Raw genomic sequence first — 16,626 nt, forward strand, 5'->3', positions numbered from 1 at the left:
TATATATAAGGAAGAAAGTCGGGCAAAAATCTTGAAAAAATTTAATTGATAATGATTATCACTATTGACAGAGGCAACTAAAATAAGTATTATGTTTTTAAATCGTTATCATTACGATTTGTGCATTGAACAATTGCTTTTCAAAGGAGATTTATTAATGAAAGATATTGTTCATTTTTCTAAATTTAATCCGTCTGGGAATATGACGGTATTAGTAGATTCTGAACATGATGCGTCGCGTTATGTGTCTATCGCAAATCAGTTGATGCAAACGTCACACGTGTGTTGTGAACAGGTCGGGTTTGTTATTAAGCCACAATCATCTGACGACCTTTATGGGTTACACATGAGTGGCAATGAGTTTTGTGGGAATGCGACGTTATCGATGTTGCATTATTTATTGGAACGTGATCTTGTGCCGTTAGGTAAGCTGTCGTTACAGGTTTCTGGGGTTTCAACACCGACCGTATGCGAAATTCATGCTTTAGGTGATTATGAAGCCACGTTACCCGCACCACATACATATGAATGGACAACACTTGTGCTCGGTACGGAAAAGTTTGATGTGTTGAAAATCACATATGCATCCTACTGTCATTTTGTCGTCCCGGTTGTAACGTTTGAAGAAGCTTTATATCGCGATGTTGAAACGTTTGTTACGTCGCAAACTTGGTCTAAGTCGTTTAAAACGATTGGACTGTTGTTATATGACGCAGAGCGGTGCCAATTGCATCCACTGATTTATGTGCCGGAACTTGGTAGTATCATTTGGGAGCAAAGTTGTGGTTCTGGTACAGGTTCTATCGGTGTTTATGAAGCGCTACAACAACCGGAAAAGTGTACAGATAGTATGGTACATCAACCAGGGGGCGTCTTACGTGTTTGTGCGCAGATGGCTGCGTCACCACTTATTACGATTAGGGGGCATGTTAAAACAGTTGCAACGGGGTTAGCTTATATAGAATAGGAGCTTAATATGATACAAAATATCCAACTTGAGACAGAAATGGAACTAGAACTCGCAACGTTTTATCGGAATTTTGTTGACCACTATCAAAAAGTGGCCCTCAATTTCGAGTCAATTTCAGAGTTAGAACGTGAGATAAACGTTTTTAGTCAATACATACTAAATGAACAGAATGCGCTGCGTTTTGATGATTGGCGTGCAACGCATCTTGGTACGCCGAATATTGTGCCAGCATTGGCTGATATTACAGCGAAATGCGTAAAATTAATGGAAGTGCTTCGCGCAAAACGCCATATTCTGGGCGAGGCGACAGAAACGACGTATTTTCAAAATATTGAGCATTGTATTCAGGAAGAATTTGGGCAATTTCAAATTACTTCTGATGATACGGTGTTATTAGTTGGTTCTGGGGCGTTTCCGATGACACCGATTCAAATTGCGAAAGAAACCGGTGCGTCTGTTATCGGAATTGATATTGATGCAGAGGCTATCGCGTATGGGCGCAAAGTGGTGGCAGATTTGGCACCAGAGGCCTCAATTGAATTGCACCAAGCTACGGTCGATCAGTTGCCTCAAATTAAAGACGTTACGCATGTCATTTTCAGTTCAACGGTCCCTATTAAATATGACATTTTAGAAGATTTGTATACGTTGACTGGACCTAATACAGTTGTGGCGATGCGTTACGGTAATGATTTAAAAGCGATATTTAATTATCCTAAACGTGATACTGACGCTAAACAATGGGTGTGTGTCGATGAGGTAATTCAACCTAATCAAATTTTTGATATTGCGCTTTACCAAAAAGCAGATGTTGCAAGAGGTGTCGGCTCATGAGGCCTAGTATTCTCATTGTAGGCACAGGTCCTGTGGCGGTGCAACTTGGTGTGCTTTTTGACAAATACCTAGACGCAGAAATTGCGTTTGTAAGTCGTAGTCATGTGTCTGCACGTTCGAAGCAATTTGTCGAAGCAGTCGCGGCCTCAGGCGATATTGAAGCACATGTTCAAAATAAGCAACATGACACACTCACAGGGACTGCCACACCGCGTCACGTGTTTGATGCGTACGCCTCGGTAACGGGAACGTATGATTATCTTGTACTTGCATGTACTGCAGATGCTTATGTGGATACGTTAAAACAACTTCCGAATGCCGTGTTAGAAAAGATTAAAAGTGTGTTGCTCGTGTCGCCAACGCTTGGTTCTAACATTATAGTACGTACACAATTAGAGCCGATTCAACCTCAAATTGATGTTGTCAGCTGTTCGACGTATTTAGGTGATACACGTGTCCTCGACCAGACGAAACCTTATCGCGTCACAACGATGGGGCTCAAAAAGCATTTATATTTAGGGGCGACCGCCGACACATCTGAGTTGTTGGCGCGTTTAACACACATGTTTGAATGTATTGATTTACCTGTTACTGTCGTAACCAATCCGATAGAAGCAGAATCGCGCAATAGTTCGTTGTATGTACACCCCGCACTATTTATGAATGCGCATGCTTTAAAGGCCATTTTTTATGGTACAGACGTCCCGTTTTATGTGTATAAATTATATCCTGAAGGTCCGATTACGATGGATTTAATTCACGAAATGAGAGGGATGTGGCAAGAAATTACATCGATTTTAAAGGCGCTAAACGTAAAGCCTCTGAACCTACTGCGTTTTATGGTTGAGGAGAATTATCCGTTACGCCCTGAGACGATGTCCAAAACTAAAATTGCACAATTTGAATCACTGCCGGAAATGGAACAAGAGTACTTACTTTATGTGCGTTACACGGGAATACTGATTGATCCGTTTTCAACACCGAATGCGAAAGGGTTTTATGAGGATTTTTCAGCGGTTCCGTTTCGCCAAATTTATCAAAATCATGAAGGTATTTGGGAAATACCGCGCATGCCACATGAAGATTATTATCGCACTAAAATCATTCAAGGACTTGGGCGTGCGTTATGCATTGAAACACCGATGATTGATATGTTACTGACACGATATGAAACAATGCTTCAGCACTTTCACGAAGAACGACCGCATTTAAAAAAATCACAACAATTTTTCCCGAAAACATTTGAAAGTGATATGACTTGTATTCAACAAGGGCTTCAAACAACTTAAGGAAAAGTAGAATGAAAGGAATAAGAGAATGAAACAGACATTTAAATGGTTTATTTTAGCATTAACGGCACTCGTTGTATTAGCGGCGTGTGGCAACTCCAAGGCACTAGAGCAAAAGAAAGAAGACAAAAATATTACGTATGCGACATCTAAAGATATTGGCGATATGAATCCACATGTCTATGGAGGTTCAATGTCCGCACAAGGCATGGTATACGAGTCACTTGTAGATAATACGCAAAAAGGGATTCAACCATTACTTGCGAAATCTTGGGATGTTTCTGAAGATGGTAAAACCTATACTTTCCATTTACGTGAAGGTGTGAAATTCCATGATGGCACACCATTTGATGCGGAAGCGGTGAAAAAGAATTTTGACGCCGTTCAAGCGAACAAGTCTTTACACTCATGGATTAAACTTTCAACAATTATGGATAAAACAGAAGCGAAAGATGCACATACATTTGTATTAACGTTAAAAGAACCATACAACGCAACTTTAGAAGAGCTTGCGATGACACGTCCTTATGTTTTTGTTTCTCCTAAGGCCTTTAAAAATGGCGGGACAAAAGATGGCTTGAAAGCTTTTAGTGGTACAGGACCATACAAATTAAAAGACCATCAGAAAGATGAAAGTGCAACATTTGAACGTAACGATGATTACTGGGGCGGCAAACCTAAATTGAAAAGTATTGTTGCTAAAGTGTTACCTGCAGGGGAAACATCATTTTTAGCATTACAAAAAGGGGAAGTGAATTTTGCGTTCACTGATGACCGCGGAACAGATAATATCGATAACGAAGCCGTGAAAAAACTAACAGATTCTGGTGACTATCAATTAAAGCGTAGCCAACCGATGAATACAAAGATGATTGTTGCTAATTCTGGTAAAAAAGACAGCCCAGCTCATGACAAAGCAGTGCGTATTGCGCTATGGCAAAGTGTCGATCAAAAGAGTATCTCAGACAAAATTTTAGATAAGACAGAAAAGCCTGCGTTTACATTGTTCTCTAAAAACGTACCGCATGCGAATGTAGATTTAAAACCACGTCACTTTGATTTGAAAGAAGCGGCGAAAACGTTAGACGAAGCAGGATGGAAGCAAGAGAAAAAAGGTGAGTTACGTCAAAAAGATGGCAAAAAGTTAGAGATGAAATTATATTACGACAATAACTCTAATTCACAAAAACAAGAAGCTGAATTTATTCAAGCAAAAGCAGAAGAAATTGGTATGAAATTAAATATTGTAGGAGAAACGTCAGACAAAATTGCAGAACGTCGTACATCCGGCAATTATGATTTGTTGTTCAACCAAACATGGGGCTTACAATATGATCCACAAAGTACTATTTCAGCCTTTAAAACGGATACAGGTTACAAAGCTGCAACATCTGGAATCGACAATAAAGATGCGTTATACCAAAATATTGATGATGCATTAAGAACACAAGATGTGAAAGAGCAAGATCAAAAATATCACAGCATTTTGAATACGGTTCACGACGAAGCGATTTTTATTCCGATCTCTCATGGTGGTATGACAGTGATTGCACCTAAAGATTTTAAAGGTATTACATTTAAACAATCTCAATATGAATTACCATTTGAAGAAATGGATTACAAATAAGGAGTGACATAATGGGATACAGTATCGTTAAACGGTTATTACTGACCCTGCCGCTTCTAATTATGATTAGTTTTCTTACATTCGCATTGACGCGGCTGTCTGATGAAGATCCCGCTGTTGTCATTTTACATGCGCAAGAAGTCCCGAATATTACACAAAGTCTCATTGAAGAAACACGCGCGAAATACGGCCTCGATGAACCGTTTCTTGTGCAATATTGGGAATGGCTCAAAGACGCATTACAATTTAAATTTGGTCAAAGCTTTGTCACGGGTGATGATGTCAGCACCCGTGTTTGGCCAGCATTTTTTAATACTTTAAAGTTAACACTCGTTTCGAGCGTAGTGATTATAACGATGTCTATCATACTCGGTACTTTGACAGCACTTTGGCGTGGCACATGGTTTGACCGTATCACACGTAGTACGGCATTTATATTAACGGCGATACCTTCGTATTGGTTAGCAGCATTATTAATCATTTACGTGTCAGTAGGTATGAATCTGTTGCCGACTTCAGGGCTGACAGGGCCCGAAAGTTATGTATTGCCGGTGCTGACCATTTCGTTAGGTTATATCGGGATCTACTTTAGAAATGTGAGAAGTGCGATGATTCAACAATTGGATCAAGATTATGTCTTATATGCCCGAGCGATGGGTGTACGCTATCCTACAATTGTCCTACAAGTGATTCGCAATGCGATGCAAGTCGTTGTATCGATATTTTGTATGTCAATTCCAATCATTTTAGGCGGGTCGGTGGTCATCGAAAACATTTTCGCTTGGCCAGGGATGGGGCAATTAAGTGTCAAAGCTGTGATGGAACAAGACTTTCCAATTATACAAGCATACGTATTAATTATTTCCGTACTGTTTATTTTATTAAATACACTCGCAGATATTATTAATATGTGGCTCAATCCTAAATTAAGGGAGGGCAATTAAATGGTAGTCCTTCAACGTTTATGGCAAGACCGAGGTGCAAAAATAGCACTCTTTATTATAGGATTGTATTTATTATTAGGTATCTGTGCGCCACTGATAACGCCATATACCCCTACCGCCGTCAATATTCAGAATAAATTTGCTGGTATGTCTTTTGCGCATTGGCTAGGGACGGATCATTTAGGACGTGACATTTTGACACGACTCATTTATGCGATTCGTCCAAGTTTAATGTTAGTATTAGCGGCTCTTTTATGTGCGGTGGTCATTGGGATGATTTTAGGCTTTATTGCCGGCTATTTTGGTCGATGGATTGATACGATTTTAATGCGCGCTTGTGACGTCATGTTATCGTTTCCAACTTATGTGATGACGCTCGCATTAATTGGTGTATTAGGTATCGGCTTGGAAAGTATATTTGTCGCGTTTATCATTACACGGTGGGCATGGTTTTGCCGAATCATCCGAACGAGTGTGATGCAGTATCGTGACTCAGATGACGTTAAATTTGCGCGTGCTATTGGTTTATCACATACGCGCATCATTATGACGCATATTTTACCGTTAACGCTAGCAGATATTGCGGTGATTTCGTCAAGTTCTATGGTATCGATGATTCTACAAATTTCTGGATTTTCTTTTATTGGTCTTGGTGTCAAAGCCCCAACAGCAGAGTGGGGGATGATGATGAATGAAGCACGCAAAGTGATGTTCAGTCATCCAGAATTGATGTTTGCGCCGGGGATTGCGATTATTATTATCGTCCTCGCCTTTAATTTCTTATCTGATGCTATTCAAATTGCCGTTGATCCAAAATTATCACAACAACAAGTAAGGCAGCGTGTGAAACGTGGGGTGATGTCATGAGTCAACCGATTTTAGATGTTCAAAAATTAACGCTGATTGATGGTAATACGAATCACGTCCTTGTCCATCATTGTTCATTTAAGTTGGACAAGGGAAAAATTTTAGCGATTATTGGTGAAAGTGGCAGTGGGAAATCAATTACGTGTAAAGCACTCCTTGGGCTGAATGACCACAACATTCAAATGAGTGGTGAGGCGCACTTTAATACGATGGATTTATTGCAACAAAGCGAAACTCAATTACGTCACATTCGTGGTAATGAAATTGCGATGATTATGCAACAAGGCGGTACGGCGTTTAACCCTTCTTTTACGCTTGGCTATCAAATGCGTACCATTTTAAATCATCATCATATCACAAATGCGACAACCCAAAAGACCCTTCTCAAGTCTTATTTTGATATGTTAGGCTTACACGATTTCGATCGAATCATGCGTGCATATCCTCACGAACTGTCTGGCGGTATGCTACAACGTTTAATGATTGTAATGGCACTGGCGTTAAAGCCGGAACTCATTATCGCGGATGAACCGACGACGGCACTAGATGTTATTACTCAATATGACGTGTTAAAAGAGTTTCAACACATTAAAGAGACGGTAGGTTGTGCGATGATTTTTATTTCGCATGATTTAGCAGTCGTGAAACATATTGCGGATGATGTGCTCGTTATGAAAAATGGCGATGTTATTGAATATGGACCGGTGAAGGATGTGTTGGAAAATCCACAACATGCGTACACGCAATACCTTGTGAATGCGCGTCGTAAGTTGACATCTTATTTCCAGAAAGTAAGAGGTGACCACTCATGTTAACCATTCAAGATGTGTCCAAATCATACCGAGATAAAGGCACGCGCCAATATCGAGAAGTTGTTAAAGGCGTAAGTTTTACATGTGAGAAAGGTGAGAGTATCAGTATTATCGGTGAAAGTGGGAGTGGTAAATCCACACTTGGTCGGATGATCCTTGGTATTGAAAAACCTGACCGCGGGCGTGTCGATATTAACGGCCAATGTGTCTGTCGTCGTGAGGTGAGACGTGGTCAAATGAGTGCAGTGTTTCAAAATTATAAATCATCGTTACACCCGTATTTTAATGTTGAACAGATTTTAAAAGAGCCGCTTCAACAACTTAAGTTATCTAAAGAAGATATGCATCAAGAAATGATTCGTTTACTTGAAGAAGTAGGCTTAGACAAAAGTTTTTTAAAGCGATATCCACAGATGATGTCTGGCGGGGAAGCACAACGTGTCGCGATCGCGCGCGCCATTAGTACTAAGCCAGACTATTTATTATTAGATGAAGCGATTAGCGCATTGGATATGTCAATTCAAACGCAAATCTTAGATTTATTAGTCCGATTACGACATGAATATCATTTGAGTTATATATTTATTACACATGATATCCAAGCAGCCACGTATTTATGTGATCGTTTATTTATTTTTAAAGAGGGTGAAATTCAAGAGTCACTCGCCAAAAATCAAATTCACGATGCGACACATCCGTATACGCGCGCATTGCTTGAAAAACAACTTATCTATTAGGAGGCGACGTAATGAAAGGCGCGCTCGCTTGGCCTTTTTTAAGGCTCTATATTTTAGCGCTATTTTTCTTTAGTGCCAATGCAATTTTGAATGTCATGATTCCATTACGAGGTCATGACTTAGGTGCAACAAACACGACCATCGGTATCGTGATGGGGGCCTACATGTTAACAGCAATGTTATTTCGTCCATGGGCAGGCCACGTCATTGCTAACATTGGCCCCATTAAAATTTTGCGATGGATTTTAGTCATTAATGGTGTCGCATTAGTCATGTATGGTTTTACGGGACTTGAAGGATACTTTATTTCCCGGGTAATGCAAGGGGTGTGTACCGCCTTTTTCTCAATGGCCCTTCAAATTGGGATTATCGATGCATTACCGGAAGAAGACCGTGCACAAGGCATCTCTCTTTACTCGCTCTTTTCATACATACCGGGTGTCATTGGCCCATTAATTGCGGTAGGTATTTGGCAATTAGGCAATATGAGCTACTTTGCGATTGCGATGGTTGTCATTGCGATTACAACTGGGGTGTTCGGTTTTAGTGCGACGTTAGATCAACATGTTCAAGATGAACCTACGCCTCAAAAGAAGGAAGCTTTGCCATTTGGCCCGGTTTCCGTATTTACACAGTTTTTTAAAAATCAGTTTTTATTTAAAGCAGGATTAGTCATGTTAGTGGCGTCTATTGGTTTTGGAGCGGTGGCAACATTTATTGTGTTATATACACAAACGTATGGTGTAGGTCACGCAGGTCTTTTCCTTGCATTACAAGCGATTACGGTAGTATTGGCACGTTTTTATTTAAGACGTTATATTCCATCAGATGGTAAATGGCATGTTGGATTTATGTTAAAAGTGATGAGTTTATTAACCCTAGCGGTATTAGGAATTAGTGTGGGGCATATCGTTGGCGCATTTGTCTTATACATCAGTGCGATACTTATTGGTATCGCCCAAGCGCTTATTTATCCAACATTAACATCATTTTTAAGTTTCAAATTGCCAAAATACGGCCGAAACATGTTGCTTGGGTTATTTATTGCCACAGCAGATTTAGGTGTGTCATTGGGTTCCGCGTTAATGGGGCCTATTGCTGACTTAACGAACTATGCGGTCATGTATTTAATTTGCGGCATCATGTTAATCGCAACGACACTCTTTTGTATCGAACGCCGACAACAATTTATCGGCGAATAACATTACACGGGACGGGGTATCTCGTTCTCAATATGGCGTTTTGATTTAGTCAACGTTTCTCAGAAGTCTCAGCTAAGAAATCAATCAAAATGTTATTTTTAATTCATCAAAGTTTTGCACGTTCATCACTAATTTATTAGTATAAATACAACAGCCAACAATGTTCATTAAAAATGAATGTTGCTGGCTGTTTTTTTGATTGACAGGATTGAGATGCATCACCCTCATGCATTTGTGTTAGCTTCTTCGTTATCATCTGTTGAACGGGATATTTCGATTTCTTTTGGAGTCATGATTTCGTCCTCCATTTCTTCATCCATCCCCGGTTCATCATTAAGGTATCCTCTCAAATCCCCCCTTATTAAGGAAAAACAATCTTTATTTATTAGACAATATGTACAATTAATTTTACTTTTACGGAATTAAACTTAATGAAAAATATGATAAAAAATAAAAAAACGTCGGGAGAGATTGAAAAAGTGCACTTAAACAGGGTATATTAGTAAGACAGCCGTACTAAAAAAGACCGGAAGTGGGGTTCCGGCCTACACTAATAGCACGTGCTAAGAGGATTATGTTGTTAGAAATTGAAATAATTAGGATTGTCTGTATCAAAACTTGGAAAAATGATAGACATTCGATCGTTTTTCAATTTCTAACACGTATGATTATAATGCATGAACATTAGAAACAAATTAAAAATGCTCAAATTACTTAACTTTTTCTCTATATGTTTAAAAATTTTTCTAAAAAGGACAGCAAGGCTTCCCAAATGTCTGGCCTTGCAGTTTCATGATGGTCTAAGCATAAAAACGTCTGTTAAGGTTTACACATGACATAGGGTGTGATACCATGGTGGACGTTCAATTCAATGATATGAATATTAAGATTTTCTAGGGTTCCGTATTCTTAGGAATAGTCTGGTCCGAGAGAAAATCCATGTAATGTGGCGTTACATGACACGGAAGGACAAAAGCCTGGGAGATTTATGAATGCATAAGTCTCTCGGGTTCTTTTATTTGAGGAGGATGATCTCATGAATTGGTTAAAAGTAGTGGCTGGCGCATGTTTTGAGGTGGCTTGGGTCATTGGGATTACACATGCGACAACGGTATGGATGTGGATATTAACCGTGAGTGCGATTGCATTGAGTTTCGCACTGTTACTCAATGCGAGCCAATCATTACCCGTCGGTACGGCATATGCGACATTTGTAGGCCTCGGGACGTCTGGCGTGACACTTGTGGACTTTCTCATATTTGGTGAACCATTTAGCATGGCGAAAGTACTGTTAATCATCTGTCTTTTACTAGGAGTGATAGGGCTTAAAATGACGACAACAGAGGAGGCGGCATAAATGGCATGGATATTTTTAATCATCGCGGGATTGCTTGAAATGATAGGCATCGTGTTTATGAATATATATGCGCAACATCGTAAGAAAATGGCTATTTTAGGTGTAGCCTTCACATTTATGTTGAGTTTAACGACACTGTCAATAGCACTGCAATCGATTCCGATGAGCACTGGTTATGCTGTGTGGACAGGTATTGGCGCAGTAGGGGGCACGCTTGTAAGCATCGTCTTTTATGGTGAAAGCAAACACGCATTACGTTTATTGTGTATAGCGGTGATCTTAGGCTGCACGATCGGTTTAAAATTAATGCATTAAATAACATATATATAAAGGAAGGAATTAAACATGAAATTTGTAATCAGTTGGATTTGTATGAGTATATTAGGGTTTTTAGGTTTAACGCTACTTGCGGTAGTGGGGCATAATATTGACTGGATGAATATCCTGGTGGGGGCAGCGCTATTTGGGTTATTACTCACATGGACATTGCACCCGATTGCTCCGAAAGCTTTTTTAGGTCAACACCATTAATATTTCCCGGTTTACGTTAAAGTGTACGTGGAATAACACAAATACTGCTTTTAACATCTTTTAAAGGAGGTATTTGGTGAGTATTATAAATATCTTGTCCGCGGTAGGATCTTTAGGGACATTTATCATGGCTTTATTCTATTTCATTTCCGTTTCTGTACAGTTGTACCAAATGAAAATGAGCTTTTTACCCGCACTTGGGTTTAATCAAATATTGATGACACGAGACGGCGATCATTTAACATTAAGAAACACGACAGATGCGACGGATGATGATTTAGGCGACGACTTTTTAAAGTTATATAATATGGGGGCTGGTGCTGCAAAAGAGCTCCAAATTAAAATTTATATTGATGAAGATAATGTTTTACAACAAAAATATGCCAGCATTTTACCTAGTAAAGAGGGGTATATGTTGCCTATTAATAATGAAGTGTTTCATGAGTTAGAAAGTACGATTCAAAACAATGGCTATGAATCTAATTTGAAAATCAAAATTCAGTTCAAACATAATGCGAGTCGGAAACAACAAACACTTTATTTAAAAGGTAAAATAGATCATTTTAATAGTTATCAAGACCGTGATGTTTATGAGCTCCAATTCATACAAACATCTGAAAACGACAACATGTAAATCAGTAAGTTTAATATCATAAATGCATCATCTCTCGTTCAACGTGTTTTTAACAAAATAAAATTTAAAATATGAAATTGCCTTCAAAATACACCCGTTTATGTGTTTTGAAGGCGCTTTTTATATGCTATAACCTCATCGCTTTTTGGTGTTCATAGTGCAGTAACGTATAGGCCATTGAGAGATAAGGGACATGTATCTGATGTTTTTGAGCTTGTCGCAAAATATATCCTTGAATGTTTTCAACTTCTAACGGCCGATGATGCATGAGGTCATAATACATGCTTGTACCCATATCGTCTGGGTATCCTGCATAAATATGCATAATGTCTGTTGTAATGGTTGTGTCAAAGTGAATGCCTTCTGCTTCTGCAACTTTACGCCCTTCTTCGATTAACTGACGACATAGTTTAGCCATAGATGCCTGCTTTAATACTTGAGCAGTGTCACGGGAAAGTGCCGTGATGGAATTGATCCCTAAATTCACAAGGAGTTTGTACCAAATCTGTTGTTCAATGTGTGGTTTAAGTTCTAATGTTAATGGTGATTGTGCGCAAATTTGTTGAAGGGCTTCAGTAAACGTGTCTTTTTGGATTTGAAGTCGATAATCACGAAAATGTGTAATGTGTTGTCCCTCTTTTTGACCGCTGATGTAGACAACAGCTGGATAAACATAGGTGTGCTTGATTTTCTCGTGCTGACCATAGCCATTTTGCGCCAAAATTATACGGGTATCTTTGTGGATGCAGCGATTAACATCAGCAAGGATCGCATCCAGTTGCGTCGTTTTGACTGCGATGATTAACCAATCGTATTGCATGTCGGTCGTATTCAACGCCTTGACCGTTATCGGAAATGTCTCTTTCGTCGCATATTCATGAAATATTAGCGTTTCATCGCGTTTACCTAGAAGGTCGACGTGAATGGAACATCCTTTAAGTGCATGGGCAATGCCAGTGCCGACAGCGCCGGGACCGATGATGCCAATTGTAGTCATATTAGTTGCTCCTTTGAGTGAATTAGATATACTTATCATGAAGTATATCAAAAAAGGGTGAGTACGTTGAAAACTTTAAGCCAATTACATCAAATGAAACGAGAGAATGAGAAAATTACGATGGTGACGGCATATGATTATCCGAGTGCCAAACAAGTAGAAGCTGCCGATATTGATATGATTTTAGTCGGGGATTCACTTGGGATGACGGTACTTGGATACGAGAGTACGGTAGACGTGACGTTAGAAGATATGTTACATCATAGTCGTGCTGTACGTCGTGGTGCGCCAAACACGTTTGTAGTGGTAGATATGCCATTTGGTTCAGTCGGTATTGATATGACCACAGATTTAAATAATGCCGTGAGGTTGTATCAACAAAGCGGTGGTAATGCGCTTAAAGTAGAAGGTGGACATTTAACACCATTCATTCAACAAGCTACACATATGGGCATTCCAATTGTCGCGCACCTCGGTCTTACACCACAAAGTGTGGGTATTTTAGGGTATAAAATGCAAGGTGCATCTAAAGCGGCCGCTACAAAACTGATCGAAGACGCTAAAGCAGTTGAAAAGGCGGGCGCAGTCGCGCTTGTACTTGAAGCCATACCAAGTGACTTGGCAAAAGTTGTTTCAGAACAGCTTTCTATACCAGTCATCGGGATAGGTGCGGGTAAAGATACTGATGGCCAAGTGCTTGTCTATCATGACATGTTAAGTTATGGCGTTGACCGTTATGCGAAATTTGTGAAACAATATGGTGACTTTTCAGTCGGTATCGAAGCGTTAAAAACGTATCATCAAGAAGTAAAGTCAGGTATGTTCCCATCTGAAGCTTATATGTATCAAAAACAAATTATGGGTGATTTCAATGACTAAAGTAATTACATCAATACAAGACATGCAACATTTGACATCAAGATTACGTCTCGAAGGTAAAAGCATCGGTTTTGTGCCGACGATGGGTGCCTTACATGAAGGGCATTTGACGATGATGCGTCAATCGATCGAATACAATGACATCACAGTCATAAGTGTGTTCGTTAATCCATTACAATTTGGTCCGAATGAAGATTTTGATGCGTACCCACGACAAATTGAACAAGATACGGAGGCAGCACGACTCATTGGTGTCGATTACGTCTTTTATCCAAGTGTAGAAGACATGTATCCCAACCATTTAGATATTACGTTGAAAGTAGGACGCCTTGCATCTGTGTTAGAAGGAGAAAAACGACCAGGGCATTTTGATGGGGTAGTTACCGTTGTGAATAAATTGTTTAACATTGTACAACCCCATGTGGCCTATTTTGGTAAAAAAGATGCCCAACAATTGGCGATAGTGACTCAGATGGTAAAAGAAATGAATCATTCTGTAGTCATTGAAGGGGTAGACATCGTACGTGAACGCGACGGTCTCGCTCGAAGTTCACGAAATGTGTATTTAACCGAGGCGGAACGTCAACAAGCACCGCACTTATATAAAAGCTTACAGTTGGCGCATGCAATGTATACAAATGGGGAACGTCAAAGTGACAAGATAATCGAAGCGGTCACGGAATATCTTAAAGCGCATACCGATGGCACAATTGAAGAAGTTGCCATATACAGTTATCCTGAGTTAGTACAACAAAGCACTATTGCTGGTCAGATTTTCATCTCTTTAGCTGTAAAATTTTCAAAAGCACGTTTAATAGATAATATTATTATTGGAGATGAAATAAAATGATAAGAACAATGATGCATAGTAAGATTCATCGTGCACGTGTCACGGAGTCAAACTTAAATTATGTCGGAAGTATTACAATCGACCAAGATATACTCGATGCGGTGGATATATTACCCAATGAAAAAGTTGCGATTGTGAATAATAACAATGGTGCGCGTTTTGAAACGTACGTCATTGCAGGAGAAAGAGGTAGCGGTAAAATTTGTTTAAATGGCGCTGCTTCTCGCCTCGTAGAAGTAGGTGACATCGTGATTATTATGACGTATGTGCAACTGGATGACCAAGAACTGGCAACACATAGTCCGAAAGTCGCAGTGATGAATGAACATAATGAAATTGACCACATGATTATTGAAAAAGAAAATACTGTTATCGTTTAAAAAGTAAAATCCATGAATGGCTATAACGCTGTTCATGGATTTTTATTTTAATGAATATAATTGTGAGCGTGTACAGATCCGGCAGGTATTGTGCGCGTAGAAGTAATATATGGCGCAATGTAGTTCATCTCTGAAATGAGAATGCTACCGTCTAAATTGACACGCTCGACATAAGCAACATGGCCATAAGGTCCTTCATAATTTTGCATAATCGCACCAACTTTAGGTGTTTTATTGACTGTAAATCCTTCGCTTGTTGCTTTTGCGGCCCAATTGCGCGCATCGCCCCAAAATGTACTAATGGTTTTTCCAGCTTGTGCACGTTTACTAAAGACGTACCATGTACACTGCCCCGCAGTATAAAGGTTGTTCTTACTTGTATAAATCGGTTGATCGATAATTTTGCCGTTTCCTAAAGCGAGAGGCTTGCCATCGGGTGTTAAAGCATCCTCATTAAAGTGAAGAATTTGTAACTCTTCGTATAAAGTATCAGTATTAATCGATGTAATAAAACCTTTCGCATCGCGCTTAAACGCTTTTGATTCAGGAGTCACAGACCTAGATGCATCCTCATTCGGTGCCGTTGGCGGTGTTGGCAAAGGTGGCTGAGGTGACACAGGTGATACCGGAGCATGCACGGGTGGTGTCACAGGATATGTTGATGAATGTGGTGCGCGTGGTGAATATGACGTATGAGAAGTTTCAGATTGATGATTTGATTGCTGATATCCACGTTGAGGAATGGGTGTATTGCCATAATGATATGTATATGAGCCATCTTTTTGAACATGAAAAGTTGCATTTGGATGTGCTTTTTGATCTTCTTTGAGTGATGCATAACTCGTTGAAACACTGACTGTAGAGCCAATTATAGTTAAAGTGGATAGAGTTGTAAGACATTTATAAAAATAAGTACTCATGTTGTAACGTAGTTCCTTCTTTTAGAATTTAATGTTAGTATACACAAAAATGATAATAAGTGGAATGATAAATTAATTAATTGTATCTTGTATAAAAATTAAACCAACTTAAATTCCTAGTGCTATCAATAATTTAGAGTTTTAAAAGTAAAAGATTAAAGTAATTTTAAATAAACTATTTACATTAAGAAGTGAATTTTGTATCCTAAGTAGGAAGATTGAGTATAAAAATTTTAATGAATTTATATACGTCTAATTTTCAGCAATAGTTATTAATTGAAAACATCTAGGAGGTTATTTATTATGGCAATGATTAAGATGAGTCCTGAAGAAATCAGAGCAAAGTCTCAAGCTTATGGGAATGGTTCTGAACAAATTCAACAAATTTTATCTGAGTTAACACGTGCGCAAGGCGAGATTGCTTCTAACTGGGAAGGTCAAGCTTTCAACCGCTTTGAAGAGCAGTTCCAACAATTAACACCTAAGGTAGAAAAGTTTGCGCAATTATTAGAAGAAATCAAACAGCAATTAAATAGCACTGCAGATGCTGTTCAAGAACAAGACCAACAATTATCGAACAACTTTGGTTTAAATTAATTTTTAGCGTACATAGTTGATAGATATATATGGGTTCGATTAATAACACATTGCTACCCATATAAAATAAATCTGTGATATAGACTTATTCTAAACTAATCACAGGAATTTATGATAGTGAGACTTAGATCAAATATATCATTTGAAATTTGTCTCACTTTTTATTTTATTAAGCGGGGAAAATGAGAGGAAACAACTA

Annotated in this window: 20 protein-coding genes and 1 riboswitch; of the genes, 17 read left to right on the forward strand and 3 right to left on the reverse strand. The window is 39.1% G+C overall.

Translation table 11 applies throughout. The annotated features are described in order from the left end of the window. Positions 1–157: 157 nt before the first annotated feature. Genes cntK through cntE form a run of 9 tightly spaced genes read left to right on the forward strand, consistent with a single transcriptional unit; the run spans position 158 to position 9,282 of the window. Positions 158–967, forward strand: coding sequence for a histidine racemase CntK (cntK, locus tag GJE18_RS00530; protein WP_107368789.1), 810 nt, complete (start codon positions 158–160; stop codon positions 965–967). Positions 968–976: 9 nt separating this feature from the next. Continuing rightward, a complete protein-coding gene (gene cntL / locus GJE18_RS00535) occupies positions 977–1,804 on the forward strand; it encodes a staphylopine biosynthesis enzyme CntL (RefSeq protein WP_165886063.1) in 828 nt (275 codons plus the stop codon). Continuing rightward, positions 1,801–3,093, forward strand: a complete 1,293-nt coding sequence (locus tag GJE18_RS00540) for an opine metallophore biosynthesis dehydrogenase (protein WP_107368787.1) — start codon at positions 1,801–1,803, stop codon at positions 3,091–3,093. The genes cntL and GJE18_RS00540 overlap by 4 nt, the downstream gene beginning before the upstream one ends. A 28-nt stretch (positions 3,094–3,121) precedes the next feature. Next, positions 3,122–4,720: a staphylopine-dependent metal ABC transporter substrate-binding lipoprotein gene (gene cntA, locus GJE18_RS00545; RefSeq protein ID WP_107368786.1), complete on the forward strand. Its 1,599-nt coding sequence runs from the start codon at positions 3,122–3,124 to the stop codon at positions 4,718–4,720. Positions 4,721–4,731: 11 nt separating this feature from the next. Continuing rightward, a complete protein-coding gene (gene opp1B, locus GJE18_RS00550; RefSeq protein WP_039647238.1) occupies positions 4,732–5,664 on the forward strand; it encodes a nickel/cobalt ABC transporter permease in 933 nt (310 codons plus the stop codon). Then, a complete protein-coding gene (cntC, locus tag GJE18_RS00555; protein ID WP_107368785.1) occupies positions 5,665–6,531 on the forward strand; it encodes a staphylopine uptake ABC transporter permease subunit CntC in 867 nt (288 codons plus the stop codon). Next, on the forward strand, positions 6,528–7,346 hold the full coding sequence (gene cntD, locus GJE18_RS00560) for a staphylopine uptake ABC transporter ATP-binding protein CntD (protein WP_060552240.1): 819 nt from the start codon (positions 6,528–6,530) through the stop codon (positions 7,344–7,346). The genes cntC and cntD overlap by 4 nt, the downstream gene beginning before the upstream one ends. Then, complete coding sequence (locus GJE18_RS00565; protein ID WP_060552241.1) at positions 7,340–8,080, forward strand: ABC transporter ATP-binding protein; 741 nt, start codon at positions 7,340–7,342, stop codon at positions 8,078–8,080. The genes cntD and GJE18_RS00565 overlap by 7 nt, the downstream gene beginning before the upstream one ends. Before the next feature lie 11 nt (positions 8,081–8,091). Continuing rightward, positions 8,092–9,282, forward strand: a complete 1,191-nt coding sequence (gene cntE / locus GJE18_RS00570) for a staphylopine family metallophore export MFS transporter CntE (protein WP_107368784.1) — start codon at positions 8,092–8,094, stop codon at positions 9,280–9,282. 224 nt (positions 9,283–9,506) lie between these two features. Here the strand turns inward: cntE and GJE18_RS12245 are convergent, their stop codons facing one another. Beyond that, entirely contained in the window at positions 9,507–9,632 is a 126-nt protein-coding gene (locus GJE18_RS12245; protein ID WP_275087391.1) for a hypothetical protein, read from the reverse strand. A gap of 532 nt (positions 9,633–10,164) precedes the next feature. Continuing rightward, a riboswitch (guanidine-I (ykkC/yxkD leader) is annotated at positions 10,165–10,268 on the forward strand. Between the two features lie 50 nt (positions 10,269–10,318). On the opposite strand from GJE18_RS12245, the gene GJE18_RS00575 reads away from it, so the two are divergent. From GJE18_RS00575 to GJE18_RS00590, 4 genes are all read left to right on the forward strand, one after another. Beyond that, positions 10,319–10,639: a DMT family transporter gene (locus GJE18_RS00575; RefSeq protein WP_085622274.1), complete on the forward strand. Its 321-nt coding sequence runs from the start codon at positions 10,319–10,321 to the stop codon at positions 10,637–10,639. After that, complete coding sequence (locus tag GJE18_RS00580) at positions 10,640–10,954, forward strand: DMT family transporter (RefSeq protein WP_085622276.1); 315 nt, start codon at positions 10,640–10,642, stop codon at positions 10,952–10,954. Positions 10,955–10,984: 30 nt separating this feature from the next. After that, the gene (locus GJE18_RS00585; RefSeq protein ID WP_107368783.1) at positions 10,985–11,170 is read left to right on the forward strand and encodes a hypothetical protein; all 186 of its coding nucleotides are present in this window, start codon (positions 10,985–10,987) and stop codon (positions 11,168–11,170) included. A gap of 82 nt (positions 11,171–11,252) precedes the next feature. Continuing rightward, positions 11,253–11,804, forward strand: coding sequence for a hypothetical protein (locus GJE18_RS00590; RefSeq protein WP_085622285.1), 552 nt, complete (start codon positions 11,253–11,255; stop codon positions 11,802–11,804). A 127-nt stretch (positions 11,805–11,931) separates the two neighbouring features. Here GJE18_RS00590 and GJE18_RS00595 read toward each other — a convergent pair whose 3' ends face one another. After that, a complete protein-coding gene (locus GJE18_RS00595; RefSeq protein ID WP_107368782.1) occupies positions 11,932–12,801 on the reverse strand; it encodes an oxidoreductase in 870 nt (289 codons plus the stop codon). Positions 12,802–12,867: 66 nt separating this feature from the next. Between GJE18_RS00595 and panB the strand changes: the two genes are divergently transcribed. Genes panB through panD form a run of 3 tightly spaced genes read left to right on the forward strand, consistent with a single transcriptional unit; the run spans position 12,868 to position 14,910 of the window. Further along, positions 12,868–13,680 (forward strand): 3-methyl-2-oxobutanoate hydroxymethyltransferase, encoded by an 813-nt coding sequence (gene panB, locus GJE18_RS00600; RefSeq protein WP_107368781.1) that lies wholly within the window; start codon positions 12,868–12,870, stop codon positions 13,678–13,680. Further along, positions 13,673–14,530, forward strand: a complete 858-nt coding sequence (panC, locus tag GJE18_RS00605) for a pantoate--beta-alanine ligase (protein ID WP_107368780.1) — start codon at positions 13,673–13,675, stop codon at positions 14,528–14,530. The genes panB and panC overlap by 8 nt, the downstream gene beginning before the upstream one ends. Further along, positions 14,527–14,910: an aspartate 1-decarboxylase gene (gene panD, locus GJE18_RS00610; protein WP_107368779.1), complete on the forward strand. Its 384-nt coding sequence runs from the start codon at positions 14,527–14,529 to the stop codon at positions 14,908–14,910. Before panC ends, panD begins: the two co-directional genes overlap by 4 nt. 47 nt (positions 14,911–14,957) lie before the next feature. Here panD and GJE18_RS00615 read toward each other — a convergent pair whose 3' ends face one another. Beyond that, positions 14,958–15,830 (reverse strand): CHAP domain-containing protein, encoded by an 873-nt coding sequence (locus GJE18_RS00615; RefSeq protein ID WP_107368778.1) that lies wholly within the window; start codon positions 15,828–15,830, stop codon positions 14,958–14,960. 303 nt (positions 15,831–16,133) lie between these two features. On the opposite strand from GJE18_RS00615, the gene GJE18_RS00620 reads away from it, so the two are divergent. After that, positions 16,134–16,427 carry a WXG100 family type VII secretion target gene (locus GJE18_RS00620; RefSeq protein WP_039647212.1) on the forward strand — a complete coding sequence of 98 codons (294 nt, stop codon included), beginning with the start codon at positions 16,134–16,136 and terminating at the stop codon, positions 16,425–16,427. Positions 16,428–16,626: the final 199 nt, after the last annotated feature.

It is taken from the genome of Staphylococcus agnetis (assembly GCF_011466855.1).
Lineage (GTDB): Bacteria > Bacillota > Bacilli > Staphylococcales > Staphylococcaceae > Staphylococcus > Staphylococcus agnetis.

What these genes read in the sequence shown, in the direction of transcription:
- panC (WP_107368780.1), top strand. Translation starts at nt 13,673, where the DNA reads ATGACTAAAGTAATTACATCAATACAAGACATGCAACATTTGACATCA.
- GJE18_RS00585 (WP_107368783.1), top strand. Translation starts at nt 10,985, where the DNA reads ATGAAATTTGTAATCAGTTGGATTTGTATGAGTATATTAGGGTTTTTA.
- GJE18_RS00615 (WP_107368778.1), bottom strand. Translation starts at nt 15,830, where the DNA reads ATGAGTACTTATTTTTATAAATGTCTTACAACTCTATCCACTTTAACT.
- cntD (WP_060552240.1), top strand. Translation starts at nt 6,528, where the DNA reads ATGAGTCAACCGATTTTAGATGTTCAAAAATTAACGCTGATTGATGGT.
- cntC (WP_107368785.1), top strand. Translation starts at nt 5,665, where the DNA reads ATGGTAGTCCTTCAACGTTTATGGCAAGACCGAGGTGCAAAAATAGCA.
- opp1B (WP_039647238.1), top strand. Translation starts at nt 4,732, where the DNA reads ATGGGATACAGTATCGTTAAACGGTTATTACTGACCCTGCCGCTTCTA.
- GJE18_RS00575 (WP_085622274.1), top strand. Translation starts at nt 10,319, where the DNA reads ATGAATTGGTTAAAAGTAGTGGCTGGCGCATGTTTTGAGGTGGCTTGG.
- GJE18_RS00540 (WP_107368787.1), top strand. Translation starts at nt 1,801, where the DNA reads ATGAGGCCTAGTATTCTCATTGTAGGCACAGGTCCTGTGGCGGTGCAA.
- GJE18_RS00595 (WP_107368782.1), bottom strand. Translation starts at nt 12,801, where the DNA reads ATGACTACAATTGGCATCATCGGTCCCGGCGCTGTCGGCACTGGCATT.
- cntE (WP_107368784.1), top strand. Translation starts at nt 8,092, where the DNA reads ATGAAAGGCGCGCTCGCTTGGCCTTTTTTAAGGCTCTATATTTTAGCG.
- cntA (WP_107368786.1), top strand. Translation starts at nt 3,122, where the DNA reads ATGAAACAGACATTTAAATGGTTTATTTTAGCATTAACGGCACTCGTT.
- GJE18_RS00620 (WP_039647212.1), top strand. Translation starts at nt 16,134, where the DNA reads ATGGCAATGATTAAGATGAGTCCTGAAGAAATCAGAGCAAAGTCTCAA.
- cntL (WP_165886063.1), top strand. Translation starts at nt 977, where the DNA reads ATGATACAAAATATCCAACTTGAGACAGAAATGGAACTAGAACTCGCA.
- panD (WP_107368779.1), top strand. Translation starts at nt 14,527, where the DNA reads ATGATAAGAACAATGATGCATAGTAAGATTCATCGTGCACGTGTCACG.
- GJE18_RS00565 (WP_060552241.1), top strand. Translation starts at nt 7,340, where the DNA reads ATGTTAACCATTCAAGATGTGTCCAAATCATACCGAGATAAAGGCACG.
- cntK (WP_107368789.1), top strand. Translation starts at nt 158, where the DNA reads ATGAAAGATATTGTTCATTTTTCTAAATTTAATCCGTCTGGGAATATG.
- GJE18_RS00580 (WP_085622276.1), top strand. Translation starts at nt 10,640, where the DNA reads ATGGCATGGATATTTTTAATCATCGCGGGATTGCTTGAAATGATAGGC.